This window comes from Streptococcus sp. Marseille-Q5619 (assembly GCF_946901205.1).
Taxonomy (GTDB): Bacteria; Bacillota; Bacilli; order Lactobacillales; family Streptococcaceae; genus Streptococcus.
The window spans coordinates 471,909-486,652 of the sequence record NZ_CAMPPO010000002.1 but is presented as its reverse complement, the minus strand read 5'-3'; the positions used below and the strand labels follow the sequence as shown (position 1 = coordinate 486,652).

Genomic DNA, 14,744 nt, shown 5'->3' with positions numbered 1-14,744 from the left:
GGGATATGAAAAATGGACTACCAACGAATTAATGAATATTTAACATCTATATTTAACAATGTCCTTGTCATTGAGGAAGTGAGCTTGAGAGGTAGTCGTTTCAAGGATATCTCCATCAAAGAAATGCATACGATTGATGTGATTGGGAAATTCCCAGACGTGACACCAAGTCAAGTGTCAAAAGAGTTGATGGTGACTCTTGGGACCGTTACGACTAGTTTGAATAATCTCGAACGCAAGGGTTACATTGAACGCATTCGCTCAGAGCAGGATCGTCGTGTGGTTCATCTACATTTGACAAAGAAGGGTCGCTTGGTTCATAGGCTGCATAGACGCTTCCACAAGGCCATGGTTGAAAAAATCATTGATGGTATGAGTAAGGAAGAAATTGATGTTATGAGCAAAGGTTTGACCAATCTTTATCAATTTTTGGAGGATTTGAAATAATGGCTTTTGCAAAAATAAGCCAGGTTGCTCATTATGTGCCAGAGCAAGTGGTTACAAATCACGACTTGGCTCAGATTATGGATACCAATGATGAGTGGATTTCAAGTCGGACGGGAATACGACAAAGGCATATTTCAAGAACAGAATCTACCAGTGATTTGGCTACGGAAGTTGCTAAGAAACTGATGGCAAAAGCTGGAATAATAGGAGAGGAACTGGATTTTATCATCCTAGCTACCATTACTCCAGATTCGATGATGCCCTCTACAGCTGCTCGTGTTCAAGCTAATATTAGTGCAAAAAAAGCCTTTGCTTTTGACCTAACCGCGGCCTGCAGTGGATTTGTATTTGCTCTTTCAACTGCTGAAAAGTTTATCGCTTCCGGTCGCTTTCAAAAAGGCTTGGTGATTGGTAGTGAAACCCTCTCTAAGGCAGTCGATTGGTCAGACCGATCAACAGCTGTGTTGTTTGGAGATGGTGCTGGTGGCGTCTTGTTAGAAGCTAGCGATAAGCAACATTTCCTAGCGGAGAGTCTCAATAGCGATGGAAGTCGTAGCGAGTGTCTGACTTACGGACATTCAGGTCTGCATTCTCCATTTTCAGATCAAGAAAATGCAGATTCATTTTTGAAGATGGATGGACGCGCAGTTTTTGATTTTGCCATTCGGGATGTAGCCAAGTCTATCAAGCAGACTATTGATGAATCTCCTATAGAGGCGACAAACTTGGATTATCTGCTACTGCATCAAGCCAATGACCGTATTTTGGATAAGATGGCTAGAAAAATCGGTGTCGACCGAGCTAAACTTCCAGCCAATATGATGGAATATGGCAATACCAGTGCAGCCAGTATCCCGATTTTACTTTCAGAGTGTGTAGAACATGGTCTTATCCATTTAGATGGTAGCCAGACTGTTCTGCTATCAGGCTTCGGTGGAGGCTTGACCTGGGGCACGCTCATTCTTACAATTTAGGTAATCATGTGGTGAACACATTGTTATAAAAAACTATTTATTTTAAAGGAGTCCTATCATGGCAGTATTTGAAAAAGTACAAGAAATTATCGTTGAAGAACTTGGAAAAGACGCATCAGAAGTAACACTTGAATCAACTTTTGATGATTTGGACGCAGATTCATTGGACTTGTTCCAAGTAATCTCAGAAATCGAAGATGCTTTTGATATCCAAATCGAAGCAGAAGATGACTTGAAAACAGTTGGTGACTTGGTTGCCTATGTTGAAGAGCAAACAAAATAAGAAGAATATAAGATAGAAGGAGTAGGGAAACCCGCTCCCTCTTGTTTAGGCAATAGTTTGATTTTCAAATTATGACAGTATCGAACTATTACGTAAGCAAGAAACGATGGAGGCACTATGAAAACGCGTATTACAGAATTATTGAATATTGAGTATCCTATTTTCCAAGGAGGAATGGCTTGGGTTGCTGATGGTGATCTGGCAGGGGCTGTTTCCAAGGCTGGGGGACTAGGCATTATCGGTGGGGGAAATGCCCCGAAAGAAGTTGTCAAGGCTAATATTGATAAGATTAAATCATTGACGGATAAACCCTTTGGTGTCAACATCATGCTCTTGTCTCCCTTTGTGGAAGATATTGTAGATCTCGTTATCGAGGAAGGCGTCAAAGTGGTTACAACAGGGGCAGGAAATCCTGGTAAATACATGGAACGCTTTCACGAAGCAGGGATTACAGTTATTCCTGTTGTACCAAGCGTTGCCCTAGCTAAACGCATGGAAAAAATTGGTGCGGACGCTGTTATCGCAGAAGGAATGGAAGCTGGGGGGCATATCGGTAAATTAACAACCATGACCTTGGTGCGTCAAGTGGCGGCAGCTGTATCTATCCCTGTTATTGCGGCAGGAGGGATTGCGGATGGTGAAGGTGCTGCGGCTGGCTTTATGCTAGGTGCAGAGGCTGTTCAGGTTGGAACTCGTTTTGTCGTTGCAAAAGAGTCTAATGCCCATCCAAATTACAAGGCCAAGATTTTAAAAGCTAGAGATATTGATACTACGATTTCAGCTCAACACTTTGGACATGCTGTTCGTGCAATTAAAAATCAGTTGACTCGTGATTTTGAAAAAGCTGAAAAAGATGCCTTTAAACAAGAAAATCCTGATTTGGAAATTTTTGAACAAATGGGAGCAGGTGCCCTAGCCAAAGCAGTTGTTCACGGTGATGTGGATGGTGGCTCTGTTATGGCAGGTCAAATCGCAGGCCTTGTTTCCAAAGAAGAAACCGTTGAAGAAATCCTAAAAGATTTGTACTATGGAGCAGCTAAGAAAATACAAGAAGAAGCCTCTCGTTGGGCAGGAGTTGTAAGAAATGACTAAAACAGCCTTTTTATTTGCTGGTCAAGGTGCCCAGTATCTAGGTATGGGACGGGAACTCTATAATCAGTATCCGATTGTCAAAGAAACGATTGATCAAGCCAGTCAGGTACTCGGTTATGATTTGCGTTATCTTATTGATAGGGAAGAAGAAAAACTCAATCAGACCCGCTATACGCAACCAGCTATTTTAGCAACTTCAGTTGCTATCTATCGTTTATTGCAAGAAAAGGGCTATCAACCTGATATGGTTGCTGGTTTGTCTCTTGGAGAATACTCTGCCTTGGTGGCTAGCGGTGCCTTGGATTTTGAAGATGCGGTAGCCTTGGTTGCTAAGCGTAGCGCCTATATGGAAGAAGCAGCTCCTGCTGGCTCTGGCAAGATGGTAGCAGTTCTCAATACGCCAGTAGAGGTCATTGAAGAAGTCTGTCAAAAAGCTTCTGAACTTGGAGTGGTTACTCCAGCCAACTATAATACACCTGCACAAATTGTGATTGGAGGAGAAGTGGTTGCAGTTGATCGAGCTGTTGAACTCTTGCAAGAAGCAGGTGCCAAACGCTTGATTCCTCTCAAGGTTTCAGGACCTTTTCATACCGCTCTCCTTGAGTCTGCTAGCCAGAAACTAGCTGAAACTCTGGCTCAGGTAAGTTTTTCAGATTTTACTTGTCCCCTAGTTGGTAATACAGAAGCTGCAATTATGCAAAAAGAAGACATTGCTCAACTCTTGACGCGTCAGGTCAAGGAACCAGTTCGTTTCTATGAAAGCATTGGGGCCATGCAAGAAGAAGGTGTAACCAACTTTATCGAGATTGGACCGGGGAAAGTCTTGTCAGGCTTTGTCAAAAAAATTGATAAGACGGCTAAACTAGCCAATGTTGAAGATCAGGCGAGTTTGGAAGCCTTGCTAGAAAACGAGTAATCCCTTCTCCCATAAATACAAGAGGAAACAGGAGAAAAGAATGCAACTAAAAAATAAAAATATCTTTATTACAGGTTCGAGTCGTGGAATTGGTCTTGCCATCGCCCACAAGTTTGCTCAAGCAGGAGCCAACATTGTCTTAAACAGTCGTGGTGCAATTTCAGAAGAATTGCTCGCTGAGTTTGCAAACTATGGTGTCAAGGTGGTTCCTATATCAGGAGACGTGTCAGATTTTGCAGACGCTAAGCGTATGGTTGATCAAGCTATTGCAGAGCTGGGTTCAGTAGATGTTTTGGTCAACAATGCAGGAATTACCCAAGATACCCTTATGCTCAAGATGACAGAAGCAGATTTTGAAAAAGTGCTCAAGGTTAACTTGACTGGTGCCTTTAACATGACACAATCAGTCTTGAAACCGATGATAAAAGCCAGAGAAGGTGCTATCATTAATATGTCTAGTGTTGTTGGTTTGATGGGAAATATCGGTCAAGCTAACTATGCAGCTTCTAAGGCTGGTTTGATTGGTTTTACCAAGTCTGTGGCGCGTGAAGTGGCCAATCGCAATATCAGAGTTAATGCTATTGCACCTGGAATGATTGAGTCCGATATGACAGCTGTCCTATCAGACAAGGTCAAAGATGCCATGCTGGCGCAAATTCCTATGAAAGCATTTGGGCAGGCAGAGCAGGTTGCAGATTTGACAGTATTTTTAGCAGGCCAAGATTATCTAACTGGTCAAGTGGTTGCCATTGATGGTGGCTTAAGTATGTAGCAGAAGCTAGAGGTAAAAAAGATGAAACTAAATCGCGTAGTAGTAACAGGTTATGGAGTGACATCTCCAATTGGAAATACACCAGAAGAATTTTGGAATAGTTTGACAACTGGAAAAATCGGAATTGGTCCAATTACAAAATTTGATCATAGTGACTTTGATGTGCATAATGCGGCAGAAATCCAAGATTTTCCTTTTGATAAATACTTTGTTAAGAAGGATACCAATCGTTTTGATAACTATTCTTTGTATGCCTTGTATGCAGCCCAAGAGGCTGTCAACCACGCTAATCTGGATGTAGAGGCTATTGACAAGGATCGTTTTGGTGTTATTGTGGCCTCAGGTATTGGTGGAATCAAAGAAATTGAAGATCAAGTGCTTCGCCTAAATGACAAAGGGCCAAAACGTGTGAAACCATTGACCCTTCCAAAAGCCTTGCCAAATATGGCTTCAGGAAATGTTGCCATGCGTTTTGGAGCAAGCGGTGTTTGTAAATCCATCAATACTGCCTGCGCTTCATCAAATGATGCGATTGGGGATGCCTTCCGCTCAATTAAGTTTGGTTTCCAAGATGTTATGTTGGTAGGTGGTTCAGAGGCCTCTATCACACCTTTTGCTATTGCTGGTTTCCAAGCCCTAACAGCTCTCTCTACTACAGAGGATCCTACTCGTGCTTCGATCCCATTTGATAAGGATCGCAATGGGTTTGTTATGGGTGAAGGTTCAGGGATGTTGGTTCTTGAAAGTCTTGAACACGCCGAAAAACGTGGCGCTACTATCCTGGCTGAAGTGGTTGGTTACGGAAATACTTGTGATGCCTACCATATGACTTCACCACATCCAGAAGGTCAGGGAGCTATCAAGGCCATCAAACTAGCCTTGGAAGAAGCTGAGATTTCTCCAGAGCAAGTAGCCTATGTCAATGCTCACGGAACGTCAACTCCTGCCAATGAAAAAGGAGAAAGTGGTGCTATCGTAGCTGTTCTTGGTAAGGAAGTACCTGTATCATCAACCAAATCATTCACAGGACATTTGCTGGGTGCTGCAGGTGCAGTAGAAGCTATCGTCACAATCGAAGCCATGCGTCATAACTTTGTACCAATGACAGCTGGAACAAGTGAAGTATCAGATTATATCGAAGCCAATGTCATTTATGGACAAGGCTTGGAGCAAGAAATTCCATACGCTATTTCAAACACTTTTGGTTTTGGTGGCCACAATGCAGTTCTTGCTTTCAAACGTTGGGAGAATAAATAAGTATGAATTTAAACGATATTAAAGACTTGATGGCCCAATTTGACCAATCAAGTTTGAGAGAATTTTCTTATAAAAATGGGACGGATGAGTTACAGTTTAGCAAGAATGAAGCGAGACCTGTGCCTGAAGTTGCACCTCAAGTCGCTCCAGCGCCCGTTCTAGCAACACCAAGTCCAGTAGCTCCTACATATGCTCCAGCAGAGACTGTAGCAGAAGAAGTTCCAGCTCCAGCTGAAACAAGTGTGGCTGCTGAGGGAAATCTTGTAGAGAGCCCACTTGTTGGGGTGGCTTACTTGGCTGCTGGTCCAGATAAACCTGCCTTTGTAACAGTTGGTGATAGTGTCAAAAAAGGTCAAACATTGGTAATTATCGAAGCCATGAAAGTCATGAATGAAATCCCAGCTCCTAAGGATGGTGTGGTAACGGAAATTCTCGTCTCTAACGAAGAAATGGTTGAGTTTGGTAAAGGATTGGTACGTATCAAATGATCGATATTCAAGGAATCAAAGAAGCCCTTCCCCACCGTTATCCTATGCTTCTAGTGGACCGTGTCTTGGAAGTGAGCGAGGATACCATTGTTGCCATCAAAAATGTGACCATCAATGAGCCCTTCTTTAACGGCCACTTTCCTCAATACCCAGTTATGCCAGGTGTTCTGATTATGGAAGCCTTGGCGCAAACTGCCGGTGTGTTGGAGTTATCAAAACCTGAAAATAAAGGAAAGCTGGTCTTTTACGCTGGTATGGACAAGGTTAAGTTCAAGAAGCAAGTTGTACCAGGCGACCAATTGGTTATGACAGCGACTTTTGTAAAACGTCGTGGCACCATAGCTGTGGTTGAAGCAAAGGCTGAAGTGGATGGCAAGCTTGCAGCTAGTGGTACTCTTACCTTTGCAATAGGGAACTAAGGAGGTTCTCCATGTTTCGAAAAATTTTAATTGCCAATCGTGGTGAAATTGCGGTTCGGATTATCCGTGCGGCGCGTGAACTGGGGGTTGCGACGGTGGCGGTTTATTCAACTGCTGATAAGGAAGCCCTTCATACGCTTTTAGCAGATGAAGCAGTTTGTATCGGCCCTGGCAAGGCAACAGAGTCTTATCTCAATATCAATGCGGTTCTATCAGCTGCAGTCTTGACTGAGGCAGAAGCCATTCACCCAGGTTTTGGATTTCTCAGTGAAAATTCCAAATTTGCAACCATGTGTGAAGAAGTGGGGATTAAATTTATTGGCCCATCTGGTCATGTTATGGATATGATGGGAGATAAAATCAATGCGCGTGCTCAGATGATCAAAGCTGGTGTTCCAGTCATTCCAGGTTCAGATGGAGAAGTGCATAACTCTGAGGAAGCTTTGATTGTTGCTGAAAAAATTGGCTATCCTGTTATGCTCAAGGCTTCAGCAGGTGGAGGTGGTAAAGGGATTCGTAAGGTTGAAAAACCAGAAGACCTCGTTTCCGCCTTTGAAACTGCCTCTAGTGAAGCCAAGGCTAATTATGGCAATGGTGCCATGTATATAGAACGGGTTATCTATCCAGCACGTCACATAGAGGTTCAAATCCTAGGAGATGAACACGGAAATGTAATTCACTTGGGGGAACGGGATTGTTCTCTTCAACGGAATAACCAAAAGGTTTTAGAAGAAAGTCCTTCGATTGCAATCGGAAAAACGTTGCGCCATGAAATCGGTGCTGCGGCTGTTCGAGCTGCAGAGTCTGTTGGCTATGAGAATGCAGGGACCATTGAGTTTCTGCTTGATGAAGCCAGTGGCAATTTCTATTTCATGGAAATGAATACACGTGTTCAGGTAGAGCATCCAGTAACAGAGTTTGTTTCAGGTGTGGATATCGTTAAGGAACAGATTCGCATTGCGGCAGGTCAGCCTCTGTCTGTTAAGCAAGAAGATATTGTCCTACGCGGTCATGCCATCGAGTGTCGTATCAATGCAGAAAATCCAGCCTTTAACTTTGCTCCAAGTCCAGGTAAGATTACTAATCTCTATCTACCAAGTGGTGGAGTTGGCTTGCGCGTGGATTCAGCAGTTTATCCAGGTTATACCATTCCGCCTTATTATGATAGTATGATTGCCAAAATCATCGTTCACGGTGAAAATCGTTTTGATGCCTTGATGAAAATGCAACGTGCCCTCTATGAATTAGAGATTGAAGGGGTGCAGACCAATGCAGATTTCCAGCTTGACCTCATTTCAGATCGCAATGTCATTGCTGGAGATTACGATACTTCCTTCTTGATGGAAACCTTCTTACCCAAATATCAAGAAAAAGAATAAAATGACTTCAAGAGTTTAAACCGAAAAGGGGAATTAATGGCTCTATTTAGTAAAAAAGATAAGTATATTCGAATCAATCCCAATCGTTCGGTTAGGGAAAAACCTCAAGCTAAGCCAGAGGTTCCAGATGAATTATTCTCCCAGTGTCCAGGCTGTAAGTATACCATTTATCAGAAGGATCTGGGAAGTGAGCGTATCTGTCCGCACTGTAGCTACACTTTTCGTATTTCTGCTCAAGAACGCTTGGCTTTGACGATTGATATGGGAACCTTCAAGGAATTGTTTACAGGGATTGAAAGCAAGGATCCCTTGCATTTCCCTGGTTATCAAAAGAAACTAGCAACTATGCGTGAAAAAACAGGGCTGGATGAAGCCGTTGTGACAGGAACTGCTCTTATTAAGGGTCAGACTGTGGCTCTTGGGATTATGGATTCCAACTTTATCATGGCTTCTATGGGTACGGTTGTAGGGGAAAAAATCACTCGCTTGTTTGAGTATGCGACTGTTGAAAAATTGCCAGTTATCCTCTTCACAGCCTCTGGTGGAGCCCGTATGCAGGAAGGAATCATGAGTCTCATGCAGATGGCTAAGATTTCTGCAGCAGTTAAACGCCATTCAAATGCAGGTCTCTTTTACCTGACCATTTTGACAGATCCAACGACAGGTGGTGTGACAGCTTCTTTCGCTATGGAAGGCGATATTATTCTGGCTGAACCACAGAGCTTGGTCGGTTTTGCTGGGCGTCGTGTCATTGAAAATACGGTTCGTGAAAGCTTGCCTGAGGATTTCCAAAAGGCAGAATTCCTATTGGAACATGGCTTTGTGGATGCTATTGTCAAAAGAAGAGACTTGCCAGATACCATTGCTAGCCTAGTCAGATTGCACGGAGGGGGTCCTAGATGAATATTGCAAAAATAGTCAGAGAAGCGCGTGAGCAGAGTCGCTTGACAACCTTGGACTTTGCGACAGGCATTTTTGATGACTTTATCCAATTACACGGTGACCGTTCTTTTCGTGATGATGGTGCAGTTGTTGGTGGTATTGGCTGGCTTGGTGATCAAGCTGTAACAGTGGTTGGTATCCAAAAAGGCAAGAGTTTACAAGATAACCTCAAGCGGAATTTTGGTCAACCGCATCCAGAAGGCTACCGCAAGGCACTACGTTTGATGAAACAGGCTGAAAAGTTTGGTCGTCCAGTTGTGACCTTTATCAATACAGCAGGTGCCTATCCTGGTGTCGGCGCGGAAGAACGTGGACAGGGAGAAGCTATTGCTCGCAATCTCATGGAAATGAGTGACCTGAAAGTTCCTATTATTGCTATCATTATCGGTGAAGGTGGTTCAGGTGGTGCTCTGGCTTTGGCAGTCGCAGACCGTGTCTGGATGCTGGAAAATTCTATCTATGCCATTCTCAGTCCAGAAGGCTTTGCTTCCATTCTATGGAAGGACGGCAGTCGTGCCATGGAAGCGGCAGAACTGATGAAAATCACTTCGCATGAACTGTTAGAAATGGACGTGGTGGACAAGGTGATTTCTGAAGCAGGACTTTCTAGTAAAGAACTGATTAAGAATGTTAAAAAAGAACTCCAAGCTGAGCTAGCTCTACTTTCACAAAAACCGCTAGAAGAGTTGTTGGAAGAGCGCTATCAACGGTTTAGAAAATACTAATACTCTTCGAAAATCAAATTCAAACCACGTCAGCTTCGCCTTGCCGTACTCAAGTACTGCCTACGGCTAGCTTCCTAGTTTGCTCTTTGATTTTCATTGAGTATAATTCTTTAGAATACGCAAAAACTAGAACTGACTGCCAGTTCTAGTTTTTATGTGGTTCTTACTCTGTGCAGAGGGGAAAGTAAAAAAGTGCTTGGAAGACCAAACACCTTTTCGATTATTCATTTTCTTCAGTTACGAATTGACTGAGCAGTCCGTTGATAAAGCGGGCTGATTTTTGATCTGAAAAATTCTTAGCGAGTTCAATGGCTTCATTGACTGCTACTAGCTGAGGTGTATCAAATGATGTGATTTCAAAGATACCTAAGCGTAGTAAGTTTTTTTCGACCAAGGTCAAGCGTTCAACTGTCCAGCCTGACTTGAGGTGCTGGTTGATTTGTTTATCCAACTCGTCTTTCTGAGCTTGAACACCAGAAACCAAGTTTAGAAGAAAGGCAGGGATTTGCACATCTGCATCTTCACGGTCATGCGTGTAGGCAAAGAGACAAGCTGTTTCCATATCTGTACCGAATTCAAGGCTCATAAGAGCTTGAAAAGCACATTTACGAAGTTCACGTCTAGATTCTAATAATGGACTAGTCATTGAGGAAGTCCTCGTTAAATAAATCTTTCAACTCAGGTTTTGGTGTTTTATCTGGAACGATTCCTGCAACATGGATGTTGACAGCAGCAAGTTCCACATCAGCCATATCTCGGACAGCATCTTTGACTGCTTTTTGAATAGCAAGAGCCACTTTTGGTACTTTCACACCGTACTCAAGGTAGAGGTAGATGTCAGCAGTTAGCTCTTCATTGCTTTCTTTTAAGTAGACGCCGCGACCAAGAGAGAGTTTTGATAGGGTATCAGATACGGATTTATTTGAAAATGAGTGGACACCATCAACTTTAGCAGTTGCGATGGCAATGATTTTTTCAAGTACACGTGGAGCGATAACGATTTCGCCAAATTGTTCTTCAATTCCCATAGAATGACCTCTTTCTAGAGATTAGGCACGAGAAACGTAAGTTCCTTCTGCAGTGTTGATGATCAATTTTTGTCCAGCTTCGATGAAGTCAGGAACGTTGACAACAAGTCCAGTTTCCATAGTTGCTGGTTTACCAGAACCTGTAACAGTAGCACCTTTGATAGATGGTTGTGTTTCAGCGACTGTCAATTCAACAGTAGTTGGTACAGTTACACCGATTACTTCAGTTCCGTAGAATTGGATTTTCACATCAGAGTTTTCAAGGATGTAAAGCAATTCATTTTCAACGTTTACGACTGGGATTTCGTATTGGTCGTAAGTTTCAGTGTTCATGAAGTAGGCAGTTTCATCCATTTTATACAAGTATTGAGCTGGAACAGTTTCGATAATAGCTTGTTCGAATTTTTCTTCTGGACGGTAGCTTGTATCAAATGTAGAACCAGTACGGACATCACGCAATTTCATACGCATGATCGTGTTTCCTTTACCTGGTTTGTGGTGGCTAGCTTCCAAAACGCGGATCAATTTTCCGTCTGCAGTTTCAAATGTCATACCAGCTTTCAATTTGCTTGCTTCAATCATGTTTTTACCTCTTTAATAAATATTATTACTCTTCATTTTACCATAAAATCTTCTGGAAATAAAGCCAAAATAGTTATTGGGAGATGGTAGGGGAGAAAAAAACCAACCTCAGGGCTGGTTTCTTTTACATATTAATCTTCTTTCAACTTCGCTAATTCCTGTGCAAGTAGTTTAAGGGCAACTTGTGGGTTGGCTTGGCCTTTGGTTGCTTTCATAAGGAATCCTGTGAAGGCCTTGTCTGCGTTACGTTTGCCTGACTTGAAGTCGGCAACAGCAGCTTCGTTATCGGCAAAGACTTGGTGGATGATTGGGATCAGGATTTCAGAATCTGAGATTTGAACCATGCCTGCTTTTTCCACGTATTCACGCGCGCCACCGCCATTTTTAGCTAGGTGGACAAAGACTTTTTTGGCAATCTTAGATGAGATAGTTCCGTCTTCGATGATGGCAATCATTTCAACCAAGTTTTCTGGTGTCAACTCGATTTGTTCCAGTGTCTTGCCTTCAGCATTCAAGAATTGAGCGACTTCTCCTTGAAGCCAGTTAGAAACTTGTTTAGCATCGCCACCGAGAGCCACAGCTTTTTCAAAGAAATCAGAAGTGACTTTGTTTGCAGTCAACTGGCTAGCATCGTAGTCTGATAAACCAAGGTCAGATACATAACGCGCACGGCGTTCTTTTGGAAACTCTGGCAACTCTGTCCGCATTTCCTCGATCCACTCGTCTGAAATTTCAAAGAGAGGTAGGTCTGGTTCTGGGAAGTAGCGGTAGTCTGCAGCCCCTTCCTTGACACGCATGAGGATGGTTGCTTTGTTAGCTTCATCGTAACGGCGTGTTTCTTGGCGAATTTGACCACCTGAGCGAAGAATTTCAGCCTGGCGTTGAACTTCGTATTCAAGACCTTTACGAACGTTTGAGAAGGAGTTGAGGTTTTTCAACTCTGTCTTGGTACCGAATTTCTCTTGACCATAAGGGCGAAGAGAGATATTGGCATCCACACGCATCGAACCTTCTTCCATCTTAACATCAGAAATACCAGCGTACTGGATAACTTCCTTGAGGGCTGTTAGATAAGCATAGGCTTCTTCAGGAGAACGCATGTCAGCTTCAGATACAATCTCAATCAATGGCACCCCTTGGCGGTTGAGGTCAACGTAAGAGTAGCCGTCTGTACCGTGGGTGTTTTTACCAGCGTCTTCTTCTAGGTGGGCACGTTCGATACCGATTTTCTTAGTCGTACCGTCTTCTAGCTTGACTTCAATCCAGCCGTTATAACCGATTGGCTCATCAAACTGAGAAATTTGGTAGGCTTTAGGATTATCAGGGTAGAAGTAGTTCTTGCGGTCAAAGTGCATCTTTTTATGGATGTCCATGTTGAGGGCAAGAGCAGCCTTGATACCGGCATCGACAACACCTTTATTGAGAACTGGCAGAACTCCTGGGAAGGACCAGTCAATCACGTTAGTGTTGGCATTTTGGTCATTTCCAAAGTGGGCAGAAGTAGGTGAGAAGATTTTTGAATTGGTGTTGAGCTCTACGTGGACTTCAAGTCCAATGACTGTTTCAAAGTTCATTAGTTGTCACCTCCAAAAATCACGGGTTGTTGTTTGTGGTAGTCTGTTGTCGCCTCAAAAGCAGCAGCAGCTTGGTAAATAGTTTCCTCAGAATACTTAGGACCAATCAATTGCAGACCGACAGGTAGACCTTGAGAGAATCCAGCAGGAATCGAAATCCCTGGAAGTCCTGCCAAGTTGACTGGGATGGTCAAGAGGTCAGCCAAGTACATGGCAACTGGGTCGTGGTTGAGTGAATCCAAGTCATAGGCAACACTTGGAGCAGTTGGACCCAAAATCAAGTCGTAATCCGCGAAGACTTTTTCGAAATCTTGAATGATGAGGGTACGGACCTGTCCAGCCTTCTTATAGTAGGCATCGTAGTAACCTGATGAAAGGCTGAAAGTACCTAGCATGATACGGCGTTTCACTTCTTCACCGAAACCTTGGCTACGGCTGTTTACATAGATTTCATCAAGATTAGTCGCATCTTCTGCGCGGTAGCCGTAACGGATACCATCAAAACGTTGCAAGTTTGATGAAGCTTCTGATGAAGCGATGATGTAGTATACGGCAACTCCGTATTTAGAGTGAGGAAGGCTGACTTCTTCGACGATAGCACCCAATTTTTCAAAGTGTTTGGCTGCATTCAGAATGGTTTCCTTAACCTCTGGGTCAATCCCTTCGCCTAGATATTCCTTAGGTAAAGCAATTTTCATGCCCTTGATGTCTTGACCGATTTTTGAAGTAAAGTCGGCGATTCGGACAGGAGCAGAAGTAGAGTCTTTAGCGTCTTCGCTGGCAATAGCGTTGAGCAAGAGGGCATTTTCCTTAACAGTTGGTGCGAAAGGTCCGATTTGGTCTAATGAGCTACCAAAGGCAATGAGACCGAAACGTGAAACTGTTCCGTAGGTTGGTTTGAGACCAACGATTCCGTTGAAGGCAGCAGGTTGGCGGATAGAACCACCAGTATCAGAACCTAGTGACAAGCGGACTTGTCCTGAGGCTACGGCTGAAGCAGAACCACTTGATGAACCACCAGGAACCTTGGTCTGGTCCCAAGCATTTTTAGTGGCACCATAGTGAGAAGTTTCGCCTGAACCACCCATGGCAAATTCGTCCATGTTGGTTTTCCCAACAACAATCATGCCTTTAGCTTTTGCATTGGCAACGGCTGTTGCGTCAAAGATTGGCTCATAGTTGTAGAGCATTTTTGAGGCTGCAGTTGTGAGAATACCGTCTGTAGAGATGTTATCCTTAACAGCCAATGGAATCCCTGAGAGGACATTATCAGCATCAATTCCAGCTTCATCAATAGCCTTAGCTTGCGCAAGGGCTTGCTCCTCAGCGATGGTGACAAAAGCGTTGATAGCTGTCTCTCGAGACTTGATATCTTCAAGCGTTGCTTGGGTTAATTCTGTTGCAGAAATTTCCTTAGAGACAAGGAGATTGTGCAAGTCTTCAATGGTTTTATTGTTGAAAGTCATTAGGCATCTCCTCCATCGTCTAGGATAGCTGGTACCTTGATATAGTAGTTGTCTTTTTCAGGTACGTTTTTAAACAAGCGATCGCGGTCTGTTCCTTCTTCGGCCACATCAGGGCGGAGTACAGTCTTGCGGTTAGCCATGGTTGTAGTAGGTGCAACACCAGTTGTGTCAACTTCGGCCAGTAACTCAACCATGTCAACAATTTTAGACAAGGTAGTCGCAAAGGCAGCAGTTTCTTCTTCGGAGAATCTTAATTTTGAAAGATTGGCAACGTGTGTTACCTCTTCTTGCGTAATTTTCATCTTGCATCCTTTCGTGAAATGATGATTTTTAGTCTGTTCTATTTTACCATATTTTCCTATAAATAAGGGAGGGGGAAGTGAAAAGAAATAGAAATTGA

Annotated in this window: 18 protein-coding genes; 12 read left to right on the top strand and 6 right to left on the bottom strand. The window is 43.3% G+C overall.

Annotated features, from left to right (window positions below):
- Nucleotides 1-12: 12 nt before the first annotated feature.
- The 12 genes from OC530_RS03400 to OC530_RS03345 all read left to right on the top strand — a co-directional run bounded on the left by OC530_RS03400 (nt 13) and on the right by OC530_RS03345 (nt 9,694).
- The gene (locus OC530_RS03400) at nt 13-447 is read left to right on the top strand and encodes a MarR family transcriptional regulator (RefSeq protein WP_164227000.1); all 435 of its coding nucleotides are present in this window, start codon (nt 13-15) and stop codon (nt 445-447) included.
- Nucleotides 447-1,421: a beta-ketoacyl-ACP synthase III gene (locus OC530_RS03395; protein WP_164226999.1), complete on the top strand. Its 975-nt coding sequence runs from the start codon at nt 447-449 to the stop codon at nt 1,419-1,421. The genes OC530_RS03400 and OC530_RS03395 overlap by 1 nt, the downstream gene beginning before the upstream one ends.
- A gap of 58 nt (nt 1,422-1,479) precedes the next feature.
- Nucleotides 1,480-1,704: an acyl carrier protein gene (locus OC530_RS03390; RefSeq protein WP_000257838.1), complete on the top strand. Its 225-nt coding sequence runs from the start codon at nt 1,480-1,482 to the stop codon at nt 1,702-1,704.
- 117 nt (nt 1,705-1,821) lie between these two features.
- A complete protein-coding gene (gene fabK / locus OC530_RS03385; RefSeq protein ID WP_112444397.1) occupies nt 1,822-2,796 on the top strand; it encodes an enoyl-[acyl-carrier-protein] reductase FabK in 975 nt (324 codons plus the stop codon).
- A complete protein-coding gene (gene fabD / locus OC530_RS03380) occupies nt 2,789-3,712 on the top strand; it encodes an ACP S-malonyltransferase (protein ID WP_262079502.1) in 924 nt (307 codons plus the stop codon). Before fabK ends, fabD begins: the two co-directional genes overlap by 8 nt.
- A gap of 40 nt (nt 3,713-3,752) precedes the next feature.
- Nucleotides 3,753-4,484, top strand: coding sequence for a 3-oxoacyl-[acyl-carrier-protein] reductase (fabG, locus tag OC530_RS03375; RefSeq protein ID WP_262079500.1), 732 nt, complete (start codon nt 3,753-3,755; stop codon nt 4,482-4,484).
- Nucleotides 4,485-4,505: 21 nt separating this feature from the next.
- Nucleotides 4,506-5,741 carry a beta-ketoacyl-ACP synthase II gene (fabF, locus tag OC530_RS03370; RefSeq protein WP_262079499.1) on the top strand — a complete coding sequence of 412 codons (1,236 nt, stop codon included), beginning with the start codon at nt 4,506-4,508 and terminating at the stop codon, nt 5,739-5,741.
- Nucleotides 5,742-5,743: 2 nt separating this feature from the next.
- Nucleotides 5,744-6,229 carry an acetyl-CoA carboxylase biotin carboxyl carrier protein gene (gene accB / locus OC530_RS03365; protein WP_262079497.1) on the top strand — a complete coding sequence of 162 codons (486 nt, stop codon included), beginning with the start codon at nt 5,744-5,746 and terminating at the stop codon, nt 6,227-6,229.
- Complete coding sequence (gene fabZ / locus OC530_RS03360; RefSeq protein WP_000565515.1) at nt 6,226-6,648, top strand: 3-hydroxyacyl-ACP dehydratase FabZ; 423 nt, start codon at nt 6,226-6,228, stop codon at nt 6,646-6,648. Before accB ends, fabZ begins: the two co-directional genes overlap by 4 nt.
- Nucleotides 6,649-6,659: 11 nt before the next feature.
- Nucleotides 6,660-8,027: an acetyl-CoA carboxylase biotin carboxylase subunit gene (gene accC, locus OC530_RS03355; protein ID WP_262079491.1), complete on the top strand. Its 1,368-nt coding sequence runs from the start codon at nt 6,660-6,662 to the stop codon at nt 8,025-8,027.
- Between the two features lie 36 nt (nt 8,028-8,063).
- Nucleotides 8,064-8,930 (top strand): acetyl-CoA carboxylase, carboxyltransferase subunit beta, encoded by an 867-nt coding sequence (gene accD, locus OC530_RS03350; RefSeq protein ID WP_173217937.1) that lies wholly within the window; start codon nt 8,064-8,066, stop codon nt 8,928-8,930.
- The gene (locus tag OC530_RS03345; protein WP_173217935.1) at nt 8,927-9,694 is read left to right on the top strand and encodes an acetyl-CoA carboxylase carboxyl transferase subunit alpha; all 768 of its coding nucleotides are present in this window, start codon (nt 8,927-8,929) and stop codon (nt 9,692-9,694) included. The genes accD and OC530_RS03345 overlap by 4 nt, the downstream gene beginning before the upstream one ends.
- A 220-nt stretch (nt 9,695-9,914) precedes the next feature.
- Here the strand turns inward: OC530_RS03345 and nusB are convergent, their stop codons facing one another.
- From nusB to gatC, 6 genes are all read right to left on the bottom strand, one after another.
- On the bottom strand, nt 9,915-10,340 hold the full coding sequence (gene nusB / locus OC530_RS03340; protein ID WP_173217933.1) for a transcription antitermination factor NusB: 426 nt from the start codon (nt 10,338-10,340) through the stop codon (nt 9,915-9,917).
- Nucleotides 10,333-10,722, bottom strand: a complete 390-nt coding sequence (locus OC530_RS03335) for an Asp23/Gls24 family envelope stress response protein (RefSeq protein WP_000510575.1) — start codon at nt 10,720-10,722, stop codon at nt 10,333-10,335. The genes nusB and OC530_RS03335 overlap by 8 nt, the downstream gene beginning before the upstream one ends.
- Before the next feature lie 21 nt (nt 10,723-10,743).
- Entirely contained in the window at nt 10,744-11,304 is a 561-nt protein-coding gene (gene efp / locus OC530_RS03330) for an elongation factor P (RefSeq protein WP_000568643.1), read from the bottom strand.
- 131 nt (nt 11,305-11,435) lie between these two features.
- Nucleotides 11,436-12,878: an Asp-tRNA(Asn)/Glu-tRNA(Gln) amidotransferase subunit GatB gene (gene gatB / locus OC530_RS03325; RefSeq protein WP_173217931.1), complete on the bottom strand. Its 1,443-nt coding sequence runs from the start codon at nt 12,876-12,878 to the stop codon at nt 11,436-11,438.
- Nucleotides 12,878-14,344: an Asp-tRNA(Asn)/Glu-tRNA(Gln) amidotransferase subunit GatA gene (gatA, locus tag OC530_RS03320; protein WP_173217929.1), complete on the bottom strand. Its 1,467-nt coding sequence runs from the start codon at nt 14,342-14,344 to the stop codon at nt 12,878-12,880. Before gatA ends, gatB begins: the two co-directional genes overlap by 1 nt.
- Nucleotides 14,344-14,646 (bottom strand): Asp-tRNA(Asn)/Glu-tRNA(Gln) amidotransferase subunit GatC, encoded by a 303-nt coding sequence (gene gatC, locus OC530_RS03315; protein ID WP_173233489.1) that lies wholly within the window; start codon nt 14,644-14,646, stop codon nt 14,344-14,346. The genes gatA and gatC overlap by 1 nt, the downstream gene beginning before the upstream one ends.
- Between the last annotated feature and the right edge of the window lie 98 nt (nt 14,647-14,744).

Bases quoted from the DNA above. Each gene is read 5' to 3' on its own strand.
- OC530_RS03345 (WP_173217935.1), top strand. From the start codon at position 8,927: ATGAATATTGCAAAAATAGTCAGAGAAGCGCGTGAGCAGAGTCGCTTG.
- fabG (WP_262079500.1), top strand. From the start codon at position 3,753: ATGCAACTAAAAAATAAAAATATCTTTATTACAGGTTCGAGTCGTGGA.
- fabK (WP_112444397.1), top strand. From the start codon at position 1,822: ATGAAAACGCGTATTACAGAATTATTGAATATTGAGTATCCTATTTTC.
- OC530_RS03395 (WP_164226999.1), top strand. From the start codon at position 447: ATGGCTTTTGCAAAAATAAGCCAGGTTGCTCATTATGTGCCAGAGCAA.
- gatB (WP_173217931.1), bottom strand. From the start codon at position 12,878: ATGAACTTTGAAACAGTCATTGGACTTGAAGTCCACGTAGAGCTCAAC.
- accD (WP_173217937.1), top strand. From the start codon at position 8,064: ATGGCTCTATTTAGTAAAAAAGATAAGTATATTCGAATCAATCCCAAT.
- fabF (WP_262079499.1), top strand. From the start codon at position 4,506: ATGAAACTAAATCGCGTAGTAGTAACAGGTTATGGAGTGACATCTCCA.
- fabD (WP_262079502.1), top strand. From the start codon at position 2,789: ATGACTAAAACAGCCTTTTTATTTGCTGGTCAAGGTGCCCAGTATCTA.
- OC530_RS03400 (WP_164227000.1), top strand. From the start codon at position 13: ATGGACTACCAACGAATTAATGAATATTTAACATCTATATTTAACAAT.
- OC530_RS03390 (WP_000257838.1), top strand. From the start codon at position 1,480: ATGGCAGTATTTGAAAAAGTACAAGAAATTATCGTTGAAGAACTTGGA.
- accB (WP_262079497.1), top strand. From the start codon at position 5,744: ATGAATTTAAACGATATTAAAGACTTGATGGCCCAATTTGACCAATCA.
- fabZ (WP_000565515.1), top strand. From the start codon at position 6,226: ATGATCGATATTCAAGGAATCAAAGAAGCCCTTCCCCACCGTTATCCT.
- efp (WP_000568643.1), bottom strand. From the start codon at position 11,304: ATGATTGAAGCAAGCAAATTGAAAGCTGGTATGACATTTGAAACTGCA.
- gatC (WP_173233489.1), bottom strand. From the start codon at position 14,646: ATGAAAATTACGCAAGAAGAGGTAACACACGTTGCCAATCTTTCAAAA.
- accC (WP_262079491.1), top strand. From the start codon at position 6,660: ATGTTTCGAAAAATTTTAATTGCCAATCGTGGTGAAATTGCGGTTCGG.
- gatA (WP_173217929.1), bottom strand. From the start codon at position 14,344: ATGACTTTCAACAATAAAACCATTGAAGACTTGCACAATCTCCTTGTC.
- nusB (WP_173217933.1), bottom strand. From the start codon at position 10,340: ATGACTAGTCCATTATTAGAATCTAGACGTGAACTTCGTAAATGTGCT.
- OC530_RS03335 (WP_000510575.1), bottom strand. From the start codon at position 10,722: ATGGGAATTGAAGAACAATTTGGCGAAATCGTTATCGCTCCACGTGTA.